This window comes from Mycoplasma sp. ATU-Cv-703, from assembly GCA_004011965.1.
GTDB lineage: Bacteria > Bacillota_I > Bacilli_A > Mycoplasmatales > Metamycoplasmataceae > RYZV01.
In genome coordinates, this window is the sequence record RYZV01000001.1 from 241286 (window position 1) to 259708 (window position 18423).

15 protein-coding genes and 1 CRISPR repeat array are annotated in these 18423 nt (G+C 40.5%); of the genes, 1 reads left to right on the forward strand and 14 read right to left on the reverse strand.

The window, feature by feature from the left end; genetic code table 4:
• The 4 genes from CSE00_RS01000 to pyrH are packed head-to-tail and all read right to left on the reverse strand — an operon-like array spanning position 1 to position 6513.
• On the reverse strand, positions 1-4299 hold the full coding sequence (locus CSE00_RS01000) for a PolC-type DNA polymerase III (RefSeq protein ID WP_127942735.1): 4299 nt from the start codon (positions 4297-4299) through the stop codon (positions 1-3).
• A 6-nt stretch (positions 4300-4305) separates the two neighbouring features.
• The gene (locus CSE00_RS01005) at positions 4306-5217 is read right to left on the reverse strand and encodes a phosphatidate cytidylyltransferase (protein WP_127942736.1); all 912 of its coding nucleotides are present in this window, start codon (positions 5215-5217) and stop codon (positions 4306-4308) included.
• Positions 5218-5241: 24 nt separating this feature from the next.
• On the reverse strand, positions 5242-5793 hold the full coding sequence (frr, locus tag CSE00_RS01010) for a ribosome recycling factor (RefSeq protein WP_127942737.1): 552 nt from the start codon (positions 5791-5793) through the stop codon (positions 5242-5244).
• A 9-nt stretch (positions 5794-5802) separates the two neighbouring features.
• Positions 5803-6513 carry a UMP kinase gene (pyrH, locus tag CSE00_RS01015; RefSeq protein WP_127942738.1) on the reverse strand — a complete coding sequence of 237 codons (711 nt, stop codon included), beginning with the start codon at positions 6511-6513 and terminating at the stop codon, positions 5803-5805.
• A 138-nt stretch (positions 6514-6651) separates the two neighbouring features.
• Here pyrH and CSE00_RS01020 point away from each other — a divergent pair, with 138 nt between their 5' ends.
• Positions 6652-7815, forward strand: coding sequence for an SGNH/GDSL hydrolase family protein (locus tag CSE00_RS01020; protein WP_127942739.1), 1164 nt, complete (start codon positions 6652-6654; stop codon positions 7813-7815).
• A 3-nt stretch (positions 7816-7818) separates the two neighbouring features.
• On the opposite strand, the gene CSE00_RS01025 is transcribed toward CSE00_RS01020, so the two are convergent.
• The 10 genes from CSE00_RS01025 to CSE00_RS01065 form a co-directional block, all read right to left on the reverse strand.
• A complete protein-coding gene (locus CSE00_RS01025) occupies positions 7819-8046 on the reverse strand; it encodes a sigma factor-like helix-turn-helix DNA-binding protein (RefSeq protein WP_127942740.1) in 228 nt (75 codons plus the stop codon).
• The gene (gene ftsY / locus CSE00_RS01030; protein ID WP_127942741.1) at positions 8027-9151 is read right to left on the reverse strand and encodes a signal recognition particle-docking protein FtsY; all 1125 of its coding nucleotides are present in this window, start codon (positions 9149-9151) and stop codon (positions 8027-8029) included. The genes CSE00_RS01025 and ftsY overlap by 20 nt, the downstream gene beginning before the upstream one ends.
• 9 nt (positions 9152-9160) lie before the next feature.
• The gene (locus CSE00_RS01035; RefSeq protein WP_161565525.1) at positions 9161-9976 is read right to left on the reverse strand and encodes an SIS domain-containing protein; all 816 of its coding nucleotides are present in this window, start codon (positions 9974-9976) and stop codon (positions 9161-9163) included.
• Positions 9977-10047: 71 nt separating this feature from the next.
• Entirely contained in the window at positions 10048-10425 is a 378-nt protein-coding gene (locus CSE00_RS01040) for a RidA family protein (protein ID WP_127942743.1), read from the reverse strand.
• An 8-nt stretch (positions 10426-10433) separates the two neighbouring features.
• Positions 10434-11648, reverse strand: coding sequence for a pyridoxal-phosphate dependent enzyme (locus CSE00_RS01045; protein ID WP_127942744.1), 1215 nt, complete (start codon positions 11646-11648; stop codon positions 10434-10436).
• 203 nt (positions 11649-11851) lie between these two features.
• Positions 11852-12490, reverse strand: a complete 639-nt coding sequence (locus CSE00_RS01050) for a hypothetical protein (RefSeq protein WP_148669036.1) — start codon at positions 12488-12490, stop codon at positions 11852-11854.
• 52 nt (positions 12491-12542) lie between these two features.
• Positions 12543-12869: a CRISPR-associated endonuclease Cas2 gene (gene cas2 / locus CSE00_RS01055; protein WP_127942746.1), complete on the reverse strand. Its 327-nt coding sequence runs from the start codon at positions 12867-12869 to the stop codon at positions 12543-12545.
• Complete coding sequence (gene cas1, locus CSE00_RS01060) at positions 12860-13738, reverse strand: type II CRISPR-associated endonuclease Cas1 (protein WP_127942747.1); 879 nt, start codon at positions 13736-13738, stop codon at positions 12860-12862. The genes cas2 and cas1 overlap by 10 nt, the downstream gene beginning before the upstream one ends.
• Positions 13739-14031: 293 nt before the next feature.
• Complete coding sequence (locus tag CSE00_RS03020) at positions 14032-14190, reverse strand: hypothetical protein (protein WP_161565526.1); 159 nt, start codon at positions 14188-14190, stop codon at positions 14032-14034.
• A 57-nt stretch (positions 14191-14247) separates the two neighbouring features.
• A complete protein-coding gene (locus tag CSE00_RS01065; RefSeq protein ID WP_127942748.1) occupies positions 14248-14967 on the reverse strand; it encodes a hypothetical protein in 720 nt (239 codons plus the stop codon).
• A gap of 506 nt (positions 14968-15473) precedes the next feature.
• Positions 15474-18411: a CRISPR direct-repeat array (repeat unit 36 nt; unit sequence GTTTAAGGATACATAAGGATTATACTGCCCCAAAAT).
• The last annotated feature ends 12 nt before the right edge of the window (positions 18412-18423 follow it).

The window sequence follows — 18423 nt, forward strand, 5'->3', positions numbered from 1 at the left end:
CTATTTGAAAAAATCAAACGCTATTTGGTTAGTTTCGTAAAGTTGATTTAAAACGTCTAACTCGGCTAGTTTATTGAGCGTTGTACGGTTAATTAAAGTTCGCTCATAAAGGTCTTCGTGGGAAGTAAACCAGCGTTTTTGACGCTCTTCTACGATTGAATTAGCCGCGTTAATCCCAAGTCCGTCTATCGCCACAAACGGCGCGATCAAAGCCCGGCTGGCTTGGTCAATGACTCAAGTGGTCGCCTCTGAACGTTTTAGGTCAACATTTAAAAACTTGATTTTGCGCGCGTAAGCTTCGTTAGCAATTTCCAAAATCGGAATTAGTGCCTGCTCTTTGTTGCTTAGCTCGGCTGCACCGCGTTTGTAGCGACCTTTAATTAAATCTTGAAGACGTTCTTCAACTAACTGTTTTCCGCCGATTAAAGTTGTCAGTTCGGTCACGTCGGCTCGGGTGGAAAAGTAAGTGGCGTAGTAAGCGAGCGGATGGTAGAGTTTAAACCAAGCGATTCGCCACGCCATGATTACGTAAGCTGTAGCGTGGGCCTTGGGAAAAATGTACTTAATCTTTTTGAGTGAATCAATGTACCAAGCCGGCACCTTGTGCTTAGTCAACAGTTTTTCCTGGTGCTCGCTAATTGAGTGACCTTTGCGCACTTGTTCCATGATGGTGAAAGCGGTGGACTCGTCAATTTGCTGAGCAATTAAGTAGTTCATAATGTCGTCCCGGCAAGAAACAAGGTCGTGAAGTTTGAGTCCCTGGTTTTTAATTAATTGTTCGGCGTTATTAGTTCAAACATCGGTTCCGTGCGAAAGTCCTGAAATTGAAATTAAGTCGCCAAAACTTTTGACTTGCACGCTTTTCAGCATCGAACGAACAAACTTAGTTCCAAACTCAGGAATTCCTAGCGCGCCAGTTGTTTCGCCGTTAATTTGTTCCGGACTAACTCCTAATTCTTGGGGTGAAGAAAATAAGTTTAAAACCCGCGGGTCAGACATCGGAATTGTGCTTGCTAAAACGCCAGTCAACTTTTCTAAATTCCGGATCGCCGTCGGATCATCGTGACCAAGTAAATCTAGCTTAACCACGTTGTCATGAATGGCGTGAAAATCAAAGTGGGTCGTCAGTCAAGCCGCCCCGGCATCGTTAGCCGGGTAGTTAACCGGGGTGAAATCTTCAACCACGTGGTCTTGGGGGATGACAATAATTCCGCCCGGGTGTTGCCCGGTTGTGCGTTTAGTACCGGCCACGCGCTGAACTAAAAAACGACGGAACATTTCTGAAATATCGTGTTTTTTTTCTTCTTCCCAGTTTTTGACAAAACCAAAAGCGGTTCGTTCGGCCACAGTCGAAATGGTGCCGGCGCGAAAACAATGCTTAGCGCCAAAAAGTTGCCGCACTTGGTCGTGAACAGCGCCCTGGTATTCGCCCGAAAAGTTAAGGTCAATGTCTGGAACTTTATCGCCGCTAAAACCTAAAAAAGTTTCAAAAGGAATGTTTTGGCCTTCGCGCGCCATTGGATGAGCGCAAGTCGGGCAATTTTTAGGCGGTAAGTCGTAACCAGAGTTAAGGTTAGTATCGTTAACAAACTCGCTAGTTTGGCAAGTTTTGCAAAGGTAGTGAGGGATTAAGGGGTTAACTTCGGTAATTTTAGCTAAAGTGGCCACTAGCGAAGAGCCAACCGAACCGCGCGAACCAACTAAGTAACCGTCTTTAAGCGATTGATTGACAAGCAAGTGGGAGATTCAGTAAATGACTGAGTAGCCGTACTTTTGAATCGGTTCAAACTCTTTTTTCAAACGATCGGCGACAATTTTAGGCAAATTCTGTCCGTAAATTTGGCGGGCATTGTGGTCAACTAGTTGGAGCAATTTTTCGTGCGCCTGGTCTAATGCGGGCGGATAAAGGCGGTCTTTAATGACAACTATTTTGTCAATTTGATCGGCAATTTTTTGACTGTTAAGCACGACGATTTGTTCAATTAAACGGCTATCCTCTAAGAAAGCAAACGCTTTTTTCATTTGCCGAGTAGTGCGGAAATAGAGCTCGGGAATCGGAGCGTCGTTTTTAAGGTAGCGGTAAAGCGGGTGTCGTTCGCCGCCGAGTCCTTTGGAATAGATGTAAACTTGGTAAAAAACTTGGTCTTGGGGACGAAGGTAACGTACATCTCCGCTCGCAACAACTAGTTTGTTTTGCTGGCGCGCCTCGTCTACGAGCATTTTTAACATCTGTTCAAGTTGTTCCCGCGATAAGTCATCGCCGATTAGATGGGCAAAGTTTTCCGGTGGTTGACACTCAATGTAGTCGTAACGGCTAATTTCGCGGCGGATTTCTTCGGTCGTATCGCGCAACATTTTGTTAACTAGGTGGGAATGAAGACCGCCCGAGCCGACTAGTAAGTTTGGTAAATTGGTTAAGTCGCTCCAAAAAAGTTTCGGTGTTTTTCAATACTGTTTAGTGTGCGAAAGCGAAATCAACTCGAACAAATCACGCAGTCCGCGCTGGTTTTTGACTAAAAGCGTCACTTCGTAAGCAAATGCTTTTTCCCACAGACTTTGGTGACGGTAGTCAGCTAAATCTTTGAGAGTGATAATTTTTTGACTCTCTAAAATCCGAAGTGCTACAAGTCAAGCATTAGCTAAAACGTTCGCGTCGTAATCGGCGCGGTGAGCTGCGCCGCGGTTGTAAGCAATTCCTAAACGTCGAACAAAATTTTCTAAGCGGTACTTTTTGCTTTTAGGATCTACGATTCGCGCTACTATTAACGTGTCAATGATGGGATTAGTCAAAGGTGGCAAGCCAAAATGGGCGACTTTTTCGGCCAAAAAAGCCCAGTCAAAGTTAGCGTTGTGAGCAACTAAAACGGCTTTGCCAAGGTAGTCAATAATTTGTTTAAGACCTTCAACTTGGGAACAGGCTCTGCTCACGTGCTCGTCAGTAATGCCAGTTAAACGAGTAATTTGAGCATTAATTGACCGACTGGGTTTAATGAAAAATTGCTTGTGGTCGGTGATTTTTCCGTCGACAATCTTAACTGCTCCAAATTCAATGATTTCGTCTAAAATGGGCGAAAGACCAGTTGTTTCCAAGTCAAAAACTACGTACTCTAAAGCGGTAAGTTTGTGGTCTGAGGCGCCGTTTTTGACCGTCCCGGGATCTTCGTCAATCACTTGGAAAGTTGCTCCGTATATAGCTTTGAGTGGGGTGTTTTTGCTGGCGTTATAAAAATCGGGAAAAGCTTGGACTGAGTTTAAGTCGGTAATCGCCACGGCCAAATGCTGGTTTTGTAAAGCGTGTTCTACGATTTGCTTGGGACTTAAAATTCCATCCATGGTTGACATTTGAGTTCGAAGCGAAAGTTCAACTCGGCGGTTGGGAGCATCGTCTAAATCGCTTTCCAGCGGCGATTTAACGGGCGTGATTTTATTAGCCATGATGACCATGATCCGTTTATAGTTGTCAAATTGGTAAGCCCCTTGCACGCTAACTCAACGGTTAAGTCAAGTTTGTTTTTGAAAAGTTTGCCGTTCTTGGTCGGTTCGAAGAAATTTTTTGACCATGATTGCTTCCTGGTAATCGCTAACGCCAATTTCGACAACGCTAAGGTTAGTTTTGGCGCTGTGCCGGAAATTAACTTCAAAGATCTGGCCTTGAATTTCAACTTGCGATTGGGGTGCATCTTTTAAGTCGCTAATTTGGCAAGCGTAATACCCCCGTCTTGAACGATTAGTTGGTGCCAGAGAGGCGCTGGGTTGGCGCTGGTAATCTTTCCAAGCTTGGCTGACTAATTTGAGATGGTCGCGTTTTTCTTGACTCAGCAAATCTCCCTGGGGTTCGTGGTAAGTTAGTTTAAACGTCAAATTCTCAAAACCAAACCGGCGAAGTTGATCGGTAATTTTGTTTTGGAGCAAAACGCAGTCCTGGTAAATTTTTTCGCTGACCAAATTCAAATAAAGTTCCTGGTCATTCAGTTTCATTGATTCGTGGTAAATCAGCACGGCCAACTTAGGTTGGCTAAGCAAATCACCCACGATTCAACGTAAATATTGTTTGAGCGTTAAAAGGTCGTACTGGCAAGTTTTGACGCGAAAATTTAACTCGGTCGAGTGGGGAAAGTTGTGACTTAAGCAGTCGTAAAAACTGATTAGTTCGTCAAGCGGAACAATCGTATTAGTTTGAAGAGAGATTTTAAAAACTTTTTGCTCCGAAAGTCGGGCACCTAAAACCCGCGCGTTTTCAAAGCTAGGCGAAGGTTGAAAGTAAATTTTTTGGGCGAGTTTAGAAAAAGCTGGGTCCATATTGTCCTAGGTTAGCATGAAAATAACGATCACGAAAAAAAGCGTGACGGAAATGGCGTCAATGCGGTCAAATATACCGCCGTGCATTGGTAAAAGATTGGAAAAATCTTTTAGTTTGAGCGAGCGTTTGAGCGCCGAAAAAAACAAGTCGCCGAGCTGGGCAATGACGGGAACAATCAGAGCCATCATAATTGAAAACCAAACTTGGTGCTCAGAGGCAACTGGTCAAATGTGGCAAAAATAGCCGACTATCCCGGTAAAAAGACTAGCCACGACTCACGAACAGACCGCTCCAGCCCAAGTTTTTTGCGGCGAAATGGTCGGGGCTAATTTTTTACCTCCAAACCATTTTTGCCCAAACCAAGTTCCTCCTAAATACCCGAAGGTATCGCTCACAACTGCGATCGAGACTACAAAGACCAATTTGTCTCAAGCGTAAATGTTAAGCACTCAAGCGCCCTTAATAATCAAGAGCACCATGTAACTAATCCCGAGTAAAAAAAGCGATAAAACCGGAAGCGTTTTAAGTTGGAGTTGTCTTTGAGCGCACAGTCAAAAAACTAGCAGCGCGAAAATGGGCACTAACCAAGTTTGTCAGGAAAAGCTGATTTTGAGATTGTCAAGTAAATTTGAGTAGTTTGACCCTAATCTTAACGTGTGCTCAAATTCCCAGTAGGGCAATAGCACGCCGGGCAACACAAGCGAAAGGGCAAAAACAATCGCCACCCAAGACTTTCTGATGAAGGCAAAAGTTAACTCGTAAACTCCCAAGACGCCCAGTAAAACGTAAGCGATTAGGCCGATCAAACGACCCGGGTAATTTCCGTAATAAGTGAGTGCAAAAACCGGGATTACCAAGGCTAAAATTAACAGCGCAAAAACTGTTCTTTTAACTAGGTTGGTGTTTAAAAATCGCACTCTCGCATTATAAATTTAAACTAGTTAAATCGTCACGAGTTCTTGCTCTTTTTGCTCGGTGAGTGCTCCGATGGTTTGGATAGACTGGTCAATCAACTTTTGAACTTGCTCTAAGTTGTACTTAACTTCGTCTTCGCTGACATTTTCGTCACTTTTAATCAACTTATTAAATTTTTGACGAACCGCTCGCACTCCTATCCGGGCCTTTTCGGTGTATTCGTCAACTTGCTTGACTAGTTCCTTGCGGCGTTCAGCGGTTAAAGGCGGGATTAAAATCCGAATTTGGTGACCTTCGTTATTGGCGTTAAAACCAAGGCGAGCTGAGTTAATCGCGCTGACCATCTCCTTAATAATTGCTTGGTCAAAAGGTTTAATCAAAATTTGCTGCGTTTCGGGCATGGTTATCGCGGCTAATTGCGTCAGTGGCAAACGCTCGCCGTAATAAAGAACTCGCACCTGGTCAAATAACTTGGGGTTAGCTTTACCGGCGCTAATTTTAGCGATGCTCATTTCGTAGTGTTCTAAAACTTTTTTGATTTCGCTTTCCGCGCTTTGTAATAATGCTTGTATATCCATCACATCTCCTTACTCAACAATTAGCGTGCTAACCATTTTGCCCTCGGTTACTTTAATTAACGAATCGGGTTGGGTGATGTCAAAAACAATCACTTTAATGTGGTTATCGCGTGCCATAGCCGCCGCAGTAGCATCCATCACTTTCAAACCTTTGTTAATTATTTCTGCGTAAGTTATCGTTTCAAAACGTCGCGCGTCTTGGTTAACTTTCGGATCCGAGTCATAAACTCCGTCCACGCCATTTTTGCCCATCAAGATTGTGTCAGCTTGCAGTTCGCTCGCAACTAGTGCCGCTGCGGTGTCAGTTGTAAAAAACGGTCGACCAGTACCGCCGACAAAAATTAGTACTTCGCCACTTTTGAGCGCGTTAACAGCTTTCTCGTTAATGTAGTTCTCAGCCACCCGGGCGTCAACAGCGATCGAAGACTGGATGCGAGTAGGTACTTTGGCCTGCTGAAAAGCCGACTGAAGCGCTAAACCGTTCATGACTGTCGCCAGCATTCCGATGTAATCCGCTCGGTTGCGAGGAATGCCGTGTTTTTCAGCCGCGGCTCCGCGTCAGAAGTTACCTCCACCAACTACGATCCCAACCTCAATTTTACGGTCAATAATCTTTTTAATTTGACCCACGATCTTTTCAACAATGTCGTTATCAATCGCCAAATCTTTGCTTTTGTTAGCTAAACTTTCCCCGGATAACTTAATGATAATTCTGCGCATAACTTTTTAGAAATTATACTCCAGCATGACCACGTTTAGGCGGTTTAATCTAGTCCGCCTTTACCCGGTCCAAATTTGAATTAGTCCATTTTAGGTAAAATTAACTAATCAATTAATCAATTTCCAAGGGAGGGAAATATGACCAAAAAATGGTGAAATGGAGCGATTATTGCCGGAGTAGGTGCTTTTGCACCCATGAGCGCTCTTGGTTGTGGTGCTAATGAAGAAGCGGAAATTAACGACAAAAAAGACCCGCAGGGTTCATCCACTAACCTTTATGTTTTAGGCGATAGTCTGAGCGATGCCGGAGTTTTTGTTGAGGCTGGAACAGCGATCATTAAAAACCTAAAAAGTGCAATTAAAGAGAGTAAGGAAAAAGGTGAAGAAATTGGGATGATTGCCGAAATGTTTGAAACTTTTGTCCAAGTTGACCAAATTAAACTGCCGTCGATTTACTACCAAGAAAAATACTTTTCAACTGGACCGACTGCGGCAGCTCTGTTAGCCCAGAAACTAAAACTTAACGGTGACCCGGCTTACCGAATTGAAAACGCACTGTTTGGTTCAATTGAGAAAAAAGGGGCTAACTACGCCTTTGCAGGTTCGCAAATTAGTCCCCACCTTAGTTCTATAGCGGAAAACTTTTTCGGATCGGTTAGCCTAGAAAAGCAAGCTGACGCTCTTTTCAAACAACACGAGTTGCTTAACCAAGACATTGTCTACATCAACATCGGAAGTAATGACTTTTTAGACATGGTCAAATCTTGAGAAGAAGGACACAGTTTTTTGAGTCCCGAAAAAGTAGATATGGTTGCTGGAGCCAAGCAAATGCTTGAACGGTTTGGCAAAGTCTTAGAATCTTTGATTGCTAAGGGCGCGAAAAGAATTCTTGTTTCTAACATCGTTGAACTGGCTATCGCTCCGCGTTTTTCTCGAATTGCGGAAGATGTTCAAACTAAGTTAAAAGCGGGGGTGCAAACATTCAACCAAGGTTTAAGCGAAAAAATCACCCAACTAAGCAACAGTCAGAGCGGCGTTGTGATTAAACTTCACGATTTACACAGCGATTTTTTCCAACTGCGCGACCAATTTTTGGCCCGCGGTGATCAGTACAAATTTACTAACGCGACTGATTTTCAAATTATGAATTTGCTTTCTAAAGATGGCGACAAGTTCGATTATGTCAACGGAGCTAACGCCGAAAACTTAGCCAATTACTTCTTCCTAGACGAGTTGCACCCTACCGGGTGAGCTCACGAACAAATCGCGGAAAAACTTTACAAAATTGCCCAAGAATTTTAAAATTTAACCGCGTAATTTCGCTGCTACGCTGGATAGTTTTTGCCGTGCCTTCTTAAGCGTATCGCTGACTGCTTGGCGAGTAGTAGCCAAAACATCGGCTACCTCTTGCAAAGTTAAATCTTCTAAGTAGTAAAGATGAAAAGTCTGCTTTTGAGCTTGGGTTAAAAAGTGCTCGTAACGATCGTAATAAACCAGTCACTTTTCCCGTTCATTAAGCGGATTTTTTTTCATTGACTAGTCCCTGGGTCAGCCCATAAATAAAAGCATCTAAATCAAACTCTTGTAAATCATCAATCTTTTCGCCTAATCCAACGTATTTAACCGCTAACTGAAGCTGATCTTTAATTGTTAAAACAATGCCACCTTTTGATGTTCCGTCCAGTTTTGTCAACACAATCCCGGTTAAAGGTGTGACATCTTGAAAGTGTTTTGCTTGCGATAAACCGTTTTGGCCAGTTGTTGCATCAAGCACTAGCAAAGATTCGTGCGGAGCCGCAGGAATTTGCTTACTAATCACTTGGTTAATTTTTTTAAGTTCGTTCATGAGGTTGACTTTGTTTTGGAGACGTCCGGCCGTGTCAATGATTAAAACATCATAGTCTTGGGTTTGCAAAACTTCTAGACCTTGGTAAACGACCGAGGCTGGATCGGCCGGAAAGTGTTGAGGTTTAACGATTTTAACTCCCACGCGCTGAGCCCAAGTCTGAAGTTGTTCGACGGCTCCCGCCCGGAAAGTGTCAGCAGCGGCTAAAACCACCTTGTAATCCGATTGCTTAAGTTGGTGAGCCAACTTAGCGATCGTGGTAGTTTTGCCCGAACCATTAACTCCTACGATGAGTATCACGTTTTTACGACCAGGCTCTACGTTTAGCAAAGTGTCAACGATTGACTGGTTAGCGTAGGTGGTAAAAATTTTGTCGGCCACAATTTCGCCAATCAAATTCGGATCCTGGACATTTTCGAATTTAACTTCCTGTTTGATTTGACTGACAATTTCATTAACTAACGGCAAAGAAATGTCAGACATAATTAGCAAATCTTCCAGTTCTTCAAAAAATTCCTCGTCAATTTGGTTGTGGCGAGTTTGAAGTTCGCGAATGCTGCGCGCAAAAGAGTTACCCGACTTGTTTAAACCGGTTAAGTACTTGTTAACGCGCTGTTTTTGACGAGCTGCTTTGGCCTCTTGCTTGCTAATTTTTTTTGCAAATTTAGCTTTTTTAGCGGCCAGTTTTTTATCCAACTTACTCTTATCGTCTAAACTTGCGACAGACGAAAGTTTATCATCGCTAGTTTTAAGGTTAAAAAGGCGAGCTTTTAATTTTTGAAAAAACTTCATAGACCTACATTATATTTTAAGTTGTTCGCGGATCAGTTCCCAATTAGCGTAAATGATCGCACCAATTTTTTGAAAAATAATTTCTAACCAAAAAAGCCCGTTTCAATGCTCAAAACGTAAAGCTCGGTAAGTTCGTGGTTTGCGGTAAGCGCTTTGAATAACCAACTCTTTCTTGAATTCAAAACTAACGGGGTGGCGATGAGTAAAGACGACTACTTGAACTTTTTTGCTTCTTAAAATCGTTAAATTTTCGGTTAACTGGTCTTTGCTAATCGATTCATCAAAAATTATTCAGAGAGTTTTTTCATCTAACCGGGCTAATGATTTCAATTCGCCGATCTCACGAATCACCTTGGTGTTAAAACCTAACTTAGTTAGTTGGCGGGCAAAATCTTGGCAGGGATGGTAGTGGACAAAAGTTTGGAAAACGATTTGGTTTGCTTGACGAATTATTTCAATTAACTGCTCAAGATTCTTGCTTTGGGTTTTTGCAAGGTCAAACGCGCGGTAGAGGTTGAAAAGAATTTGCTGGTAAGCGCGGGCGGCAATGTGGCTGACGTGCTGGTCTAGACATTTTGCTTTAGTTAGCGCGCTAACTAAGGCGGGGTAAGAGGGTCAACCTAGCAAGTTAGCTAAACCAGTTAGTGCTAGCTCAGAAACGCTAAGTTCCGCCGTTATTTTTTGACTTTCTAACTGCCCAGGTTGATTTTGGTGGTCAACCAAAAACTGAGTCAATTTTTGAAAAGGGTGCTGGCGATCAAGGCTAATTAGTTTCAGCCGGGCCAAAGTGTCAGTTGGATCCATAAAATTGAATATCGTTTTCAATTATGGCCAACTGGCACAGTTAAGAACATCAAACGAACAAAATCGCGAAAATAAAGGCTTAACTTACTAAACTAACCACGGATACGAGCAATTGCATCAATCTCAACTAAGCCGTCCTTGGGTAAGCGCGACACTTCCACGCAAACTCGCGCGGGTTTGTGAGTCGCGAAAAACCGCTCGTAAACTTGGTTAATGGCGGCAAAATCGTCCATGTTTTTGACAAAAATTGTGCATTTCGCAACGTCGGTTTTGTCTAACCCAACCGAAAATAAAACATGCCCTAAGTTTTCAAGCGCCCACAAAGTTTGCTCTTCAACTCCTAAACCAAACCGGTGGGTTTGTGGGTCAATGCCCAGTTGCCCGGAAAGAAAAACTAGTTTGTCAACTTGGATTGCTTGGCTATAAGGCCCGAGCGCAACCGGCGCTTTTTCGGTGTTAATAAATTTCATGTTACTCCTTATTCGAACTCGTCCACGATTTGACCGTGCGCGGCTAAAACTGTGGTCAAAAACTTGGCTGCACGAGTCGGACTGAATAAAACTGACACCCCAATTTTATCAACGTAATGAGGGTGATTGTGGTAAAACACCTTGATAATTTGGGCTTCAATTTGACCGGCTTTTTCAATTAAATTAGTCAAACTATTTTTTAAGTCTGACCGCTTTAAAACGGCTTTAATGCTACTTTGATCGCTCAGATCGATTTTAGGTTCATTTTCAAAGTGAGAAAATTCCACGTTGGAACCGCTTATGATTAAAACCACGTTTTGACCTAGGCGAGAAAACTTGACTTTATGAGTTAGCAAAGCTGCCACGCAAACCGCGGCCGAACCTTCCACGATCACGCCGCAATGCTTGGCCATGAAAATCATCGCGGCTAAAATTTCGGCTTCGGTCACTTGAGCAGCCTGGTCAAGGTGAGATTCAATAATTTGCCAAGTTTTTCAACTGAGCGTTTTGACAGCGATGCCTTCGGCCAGCGAAGGTAAAGGTCTAACACTGACGGGCTTGCCGACTTGAAGTGCTTGGTTTAGCGAGTTCACGTTTTCGGCTTCAACTCCCACGATTTTTGTGCGCGGACTCACTTGTTTTAAGTAAGATGCGATACCGCTCGCAAGACCGCCACCACCAACGGGTATCAGACAGTAGTCAATTTGTAATAACTCCTGAGCAATTTCTAAACCGATCGTAGCTTGGCCTTGAATAACTTTTAAATCGTCAAAAGGATGGATTAGTGTGAGTTGGTCTTGAGCGGCAATTTCCTGCGCCTTAGCGAGAGCATCATCAAAAAATTCGCCATGTAACATCACTTTTGCTCCGTAATTACGAGTGGCGTTAACTTTGTTAATTGGTGTTAAAACGGGCATCACGACCGTCGCTTTAATGCCTAATTTTTGAGCTGACCAAGCTACACCTTGGGCGTGGTTGCCCGCGCTAGCAGCGATTATTCCCCGCTGAATTTCTGACTCAGACAAATTAAAGATCTTATTAAGCGCTCCACGTATCTTAAAACTACCGGTGGCTTGAAAATTTTCCATTTTAAGGTAAATGTTTTGGCCGGTTAAATTAGAAAGCGTTGCGTTATAAACAAGCGGAGTCGGAATAATTTGGTGGCTTAATTTTTGGGCTGTCTCTTCAACTTGAGACTGTAAAAGATCTACTGGCGTGGGCATAATCGGATGATAGGCTCATTCTAACACAGTCGGTTTAACTAAAATGAAAAACCTAATTGAGTGTCTTTGAAATTGGCGCAAAAGAAAAGATCCCCCAAAGGGAGATCGGTTACGGCATATAGCCTTGTTTTAGGGATGTATATCCTTATGTATCCTTGCGAGTCAACTGTACAATTAACTCACAACGTTATTATATAGCAAATTTAAATTTCAATCTCACAAATTTTTTGGAAAGAATTTTCCAATAAAAAACTGTCGTAATTTCGTTCACCCTTGAGGAAATCGTTCAGTTGTTTGGGGCTAATCACAGTTTTAGTTTCTAGCTCTAACCAAGAAATTAACTTTTCTTGGTCTTCCACGACGAAAATTTTGTTGTGTTTTTGGTTGTCGATTCAAAGCGATTCTAAGGTGTTATACTGAACGACTTGCCCTTTCAAACTAGTTAAAACGTAAAGAAGATCTAAGTTGGTGTAAATCGTCTTGGCGGGTTCAAAACCGGCGATAACCACCTGGGTCCGCTTGGCGATGAATTGATCAAACATCGCTAAAATGTGGGGAATGTGTTCCGGCTCCACGTATTGGTCCGAAAGACTAATCACCGTTTTTAGTAACTTGTCGTAATCAAGGTCATAATCAAAAAGTTCAATGCCCAACTTTGCGTTAACTTTTTGAATAAAACTGACTACAAACGGCTCGTTAAGTAGCTTTTCCCGGTAATCAGGTTGCTCTTGATTCATCAGTTCGTAAAGCGGATTTTCCTTCTTAAAGTTGAACAGATCGCAGTACTTGGTAAAGGGAGTCAAAATTACCGCGCTGGGGTTGGAAGTTTGGATTTGCTTCAAAATTTCCAAGTTGCGCGTTGTATACAAAAACTTTAACCCGTCCAGTTCTAAATTATTCCCAAAGATCTTCATCGATTCTCACGTACCTTTCTGAGTTGTTAACTAGTTCGTTTAAATAGCGATCGCCGCGCAAAATTTTCATGTCGTAAAACTGCCGGTCGCTAACGAGCATGCATCTGACGTTGCCGTGGCTAGGGATTGATTTAGCGAGCGCTTTTTCTTCGTAAGAGTACTTAGTGATCGCGTTAATCGTTTTGTAGTAAAGCGAATATTGAAGCATCACGTAACCGCGCTTAATAATTCATTTGTGAAACTTAGTGTACTCTTTGACACGATCAGGCGAATCCATGTTTAAGTCGTACATGAGAATTATTTTCATGTATCTACCCAAGTTCAACCCTTTCCACGAATTACTAAGTCCATGCACTTATCAATCGCATTGTTAATGTACTCACTTTTTCCCAGCAAAGTAATTTTGTCGGTTAATGACTCAATTAATTTTTGACGAATTTCCACGCTAAAAATGGGGGCGTCACGGTTTTGGTAAACCACGCGGTCAATGATGGGCCTGAAAGGTTCCATCAAATCCGAAGCCAAAGCGTAAAAATTACTAAATGACTTGTGGTAAATTGAAATTCTCGGATCTAAACCTTTTTTAACGATGGATTTAATTACTAAACCTCGCAAAACTGCGTAACCGTAATTAAGCATTGAGTTAATGGTTGGATTTTGCTTAGCATCGTAGTCACGCGTGAAATCTTGACCAAATAATAGCGCCCAGTAAACTTTGGCGGCGTGACCTTCCCGGTTGGTAACGTCATAAGGTTTAACTTGCTCGATTGTTTTTAAGAAAAATTCGTCATCGATTGACTCAAGTTTATATTCGGTGAGTAAATGGTACTGGTTATTGATTTTGTTACGAATCACTTCCTGCCATAGTTTGCCTTTGTAAACGCTCGTCCAAGCGATTTGATTTTCCAAAACTTTCAGTGACATGTGGTTGCCGTTGACAGAGAAAACATAACTGGCTGGTTCTCGTCGACTGTTGAAAGTGATGATTAATCCGTTAGCTTGGGTAATCGCGTTAATTAACTGGACACTCAAGGTTAATTTATAGTTATCAAGCAAAAGAACATCAATGTCGTTGATGTTGATGATAATCTTTTTGGACTCACGCTTAATTAAAATGTTGTTAAGGTAAAGCTTTAAATGGTCGTCAGTGTTAACTTGAACTACTTTTCAACCCATAAGATCTTTCTGGTTTATTTTTCATTTTCGGTTTCTTGTTAATTATAAACATTCCGTCGTTTTGCGCGCTGGGATAATTTACCCAGGACTTGAAAAATCAAAGCAATTATTTAAAACGTGTTCAAAACCTTTTGACAAATGGGTAGAATACATTTCTTTTTTGGTGTTTGATCTGATTTTAGCTGTAAAACTGACAGAACAAAAAAAACAAAACCTTGCGAACAGTCGGCAAGGTTTTGAATTTAACTATCATGGCCAAAGCAAACAAATCGCTTTATTTACTTTCCAATTTCTTAAGTAGGCTGCTTACCCAAGAATTCTTTGACGAGCAAGTCAATGAATTCTCCTCACCTTAATTTGGTTTGTGATTTATCTGACATGAGTTTGTAAGCCTTTTCAAGATGCTCTTTGTTAACGCTGGCAGAAATTCTCTTTTTGTTGTTTTTATCCATACTCACCTCCTTTTTTCAAATATTTTCTTTAATCTAATCATACGCAGTAGCGGTTAATTAAGACCAGAATGATGGAGGGCTAGGCATTTTTGCGACTAACGTTTGTAATCCGACCATTGCTTTCTCGTAATCCTTGATTGCAATGATTGACCCCGAGATCACAAATTCGGGGTTTTCGGCAATGCCTGACAATTGATTCAAGTAATTTTTTGCTAACGAGAGATGATTTTTGTATTCAGTCAGTGCTAGTGTGCTCTCCTCCCCCAGTTTTTGGTAATGATCAAGACTGGCTCTCAAATTATTTATTTTGCTTAGTCTCACTTTGGGTTTGCTTTCCAATTTAGCAATTTTCTGATTGATTCTATTAATCTTATTTTGATGCGAAGCATTTTTGATTTCTAAAGTGGTGGCCTTTTTCTCAAAATAAGGCAGATTACGTCAATGAAATTCTCTTATTTTGTCTTTTATTCTGTACTTCATTATTAGTTCGTGCCATATGCGTAAATAAAAGTTTAGCGCTTCCTTTGTAAGCTTAGCTTTTTGCTTATTGGCAAAACCTAACATCTTTTTACCTAGAGTAGTTACCGCTTCTTGCTTATTTTTAGCGTGAAAACGTGTGCGAAAATTACCGAAGATGTTTTCTTCTACGAAAACAGAATAATTTGCCCCAACTCTTCTAACCTCAATGTCAATTAAATCTTCTAACAAAGCTTGGTCAATCTCTTTTTCACTTGAGATTCCGAGTTCAACCAACTTTTTTTCAACCGATCTAGCCATGGCGTGGCGAGTGGCATTTGCTATTGCGGAAGAGACTGCAGCCGTGACAGCAACGGTGATAGATCATATAATTGCTCTTTTGAGAATTTGTTCAATAGTATTAACATTATAGGAGAGGAGGTGTAAAAATGAAAATCATTGAAAGCAAACACAGAAGCTCTAACGATCAACGTTCTAATGTCCACAATCCTAACAGCAAAGATCATAAAGACAATAGAGACAACAGATCTAATCAGAAAAATCCCAATTGGAACAAGTAGTTAGGTTCATGAAATCATAGTTCTTGAACTATTTTATCTGCCAAATCTAAAAGGTCTTATTTGAACTTGAAAATAGCATTTTCTAAGATAAGAATGTAGTCAACAAAAACTAATGTGTGCGATTATCTGTGAAAGTGAAATCGTACACGATTCCTATATAGCTAAAAAACACTCGGGACTACGCGCTATAAAAGCGCTAATCTCTGAGTGTTTTTTATTTGTGGAGAATTTTGCGGTTTGATCTTTCTCTACTGTTTCCTAAAGATTATACTGCCCCAAAATCTGATACTACGTCTCCGCAAGCGAATACAGGTTTAAGGATACATAAGGATTATACTGCCCCAAAATTCGCAATATGTTTATACTTTCTAGACCAAGGTTTAAGGATACATAAGGATTATACTGCCCCAAAATCATCGTAACTAACTTCTAGACTATCTGATTGTTTAAGGATACATAAGGATTATACTGCCCCAAAATTATCGTCGTTCGTTAACGTAAAATAGAGGCGTTTAAGGATACATAAGGATTATACTGCCCCAAAATGAAGTAGAAATAACAGAAATTAAGCCAGCAGTTTAAGGATACATAAGGATTATACTGCCCCAAAATCAAATTGCCCTTTTTTGTTGAATTAACTTAGTTTAAGGATACATAAGGATTATACTGCCCCAAAATTAAAATTGATTTCGCTTCAAAAAATCCTTTGTTTAAGGATACATAAGGATTATACTGCCCCAAAATAACTCTTGAATAATGGAAATAATTTTTAAGTTTAAGGATACATAAGGATTATACTGCCCCAAAATAAATCACTTCATCTTGGCTAATAATAACTTGTTTAAGGATACATAAGGATTATACTGCCCCAAAATACCCTCGGTACCAGTTGCCAAGTCAGCTGGGTTTAAGGATACATAAGGATTATACTGCCCCAAAATTAAAACATTTAATTTTAGGAATTAGTTGTCGTTTAAGGATACATAAGGATTATACTGCCCCAAAATTGCCAATCGTGATCGCTGCGTTTTTGACTTGTTTAAGGATACATAAGGATTATACTGCCCCAAAATCGATTCGGTTACAAGTTTTGACGCTCTCGGGTTTAAGGATACATAAGGATTATACTGCCCCAAAATGTATTTACCTCTTAAAAAGGGACATTGCTAGTTTAAGGATACATAAGGATTATACTGCCCCAAAATAAAGATGATTTTGAGTTTTACAAGGCTATAGTTTAAGGATACATAAGGATTATACTGCCCCAAAATGGTAGTTTGACCACGACATCGGTTTATCCGTTTAAGGATACATAAGGATTATACTGCCCCAAAATCCCACTTGTTGATAATTAACGTTGGTGTTAGTTTAAGGATACATAAGGATTATACTGCCCCAAAATATTGACCTTTTGGATCATTAAATTTCAAATGTTTAAGGATACATAAGGATTATACTGCCCCAAAATCACCTCAGCGCTCATTCACTCGTTAATGCCGTTTAAGGATACATAAGGATTATACTGCCCCAAAATCAAACCATAAGATTGAAAATGCAAATCTCTGTTTAAGGATACATAAGGATTATACTGCCCCAAAATACATAAGAAACTTTATATTTAGGTTGATAAGTTTAAGGATACATAAGGATTATACTGCCCCAAAATATTGACTGCAAGAATTTTACGTAAAAGGTCGTTTAAGGATACATAAGGATTATACTGCCCCAAAATTGACAGCATAAATAAAATAATGATTATCAGGTTTAAGGATACATAAGGATTATACTGCCCCAAAATTTACCTAATAAGACTTGCTTATTTATTTTGGTTTAAGGATACATAAGGATTATACTGCCCCAAAATCCTTTTTCGGCAGACCCTTTTCATCTGCCTGTTTAAGGATACATAAGGATTATACTGCCCCAAAATAATCGTCATGACTACTACTATTACCAATTGGTTTAAGGATACATAAGGATTATACTGCCCCAAAATTTGGTGGTTCTTCACAAAATCATTTTTCTAGTTTAAGGATACATAAGGATTATACTGCCCCAAAATTCTTGACTGCTTTTTTAATGTAGACGTGATGTTTAAGGATACATAAGGATTATACTGCCCCAAAATAATACTTCAACTTGGGTTTACATACCATTTGTTTAAGGATACATAAGGATTATACTGCCCCAAAATTGTATAGATTGAGGCATGCTATGACATTACGTTTAAGGATACATAAGGATTATACTGCCCCAAAATTTACCTTAGTAAATTAAGAAGCAAAAACCAGTTTAAGGATACATAAGGATTATACTGCCCCAAAATGTTACGTTACTTAAGCAACGATTGAATAATGTTTAAGGATACATAAGGATTATACTGCCCCAAAATGCACGATCGCTATGCCAGGATTGCCGGTTTGTTTAAGGATACATAAGGATTATACTGCCCCAAAATGATTTTTTAAAATGACTTGACGATCTAAATGTTTAAGGATACATAAGGATTATACTGCCCCAAAATGTAGCACAAATGCCCCAATTTTTGACGAGAGTTTAAGGATACATAAGGATTATACTGCCCCAAAATGTGAATAAATCTTTTCATTCTTGAATATAAGTTTAAGGATACATAAGGATTATACTGCCCCAAAATCGTTCGGGGGTTATTAAAACCGATTTTATTGTTTAAGGATACATAAGGATTATACTGCCCCAAAATTGTTTTGCTTCTTCTATTTTCTTTTTCTTCGTTTAAGGATACATAAGGATTATACTGCCCCAAAATACTTTTCACATTCTAATTTCCAGTCTTTCAGTTTAAGGATACATAAGGATTATACTGCCCCAAAATTCATGGGCGTTGATTGTTCAACCCAAATGGGTTTAAGGATACATAAGGATTATACTGCCCCAAAATACTATCGCTTAATCATTCACTAACCCCTTCGTTTAAGGATACATAAGGATTATACTGCCCCAAAATGACATTGCTAAGCAGCGTTTAAACGACCGCGTTTAAGGATACATAAGGATTATACTGCCCCAAAATTCATCGGAGTTTTGGATCTTCCGCGATGATGTTTAAGGATACATAAGGATTATACTGCCCCAAAATTTAAACATCGAGGTCAATAAACAAAAATTAGTTTAAGGATACATAAGGATTATACTGCCCCAAAATACGACGACTATG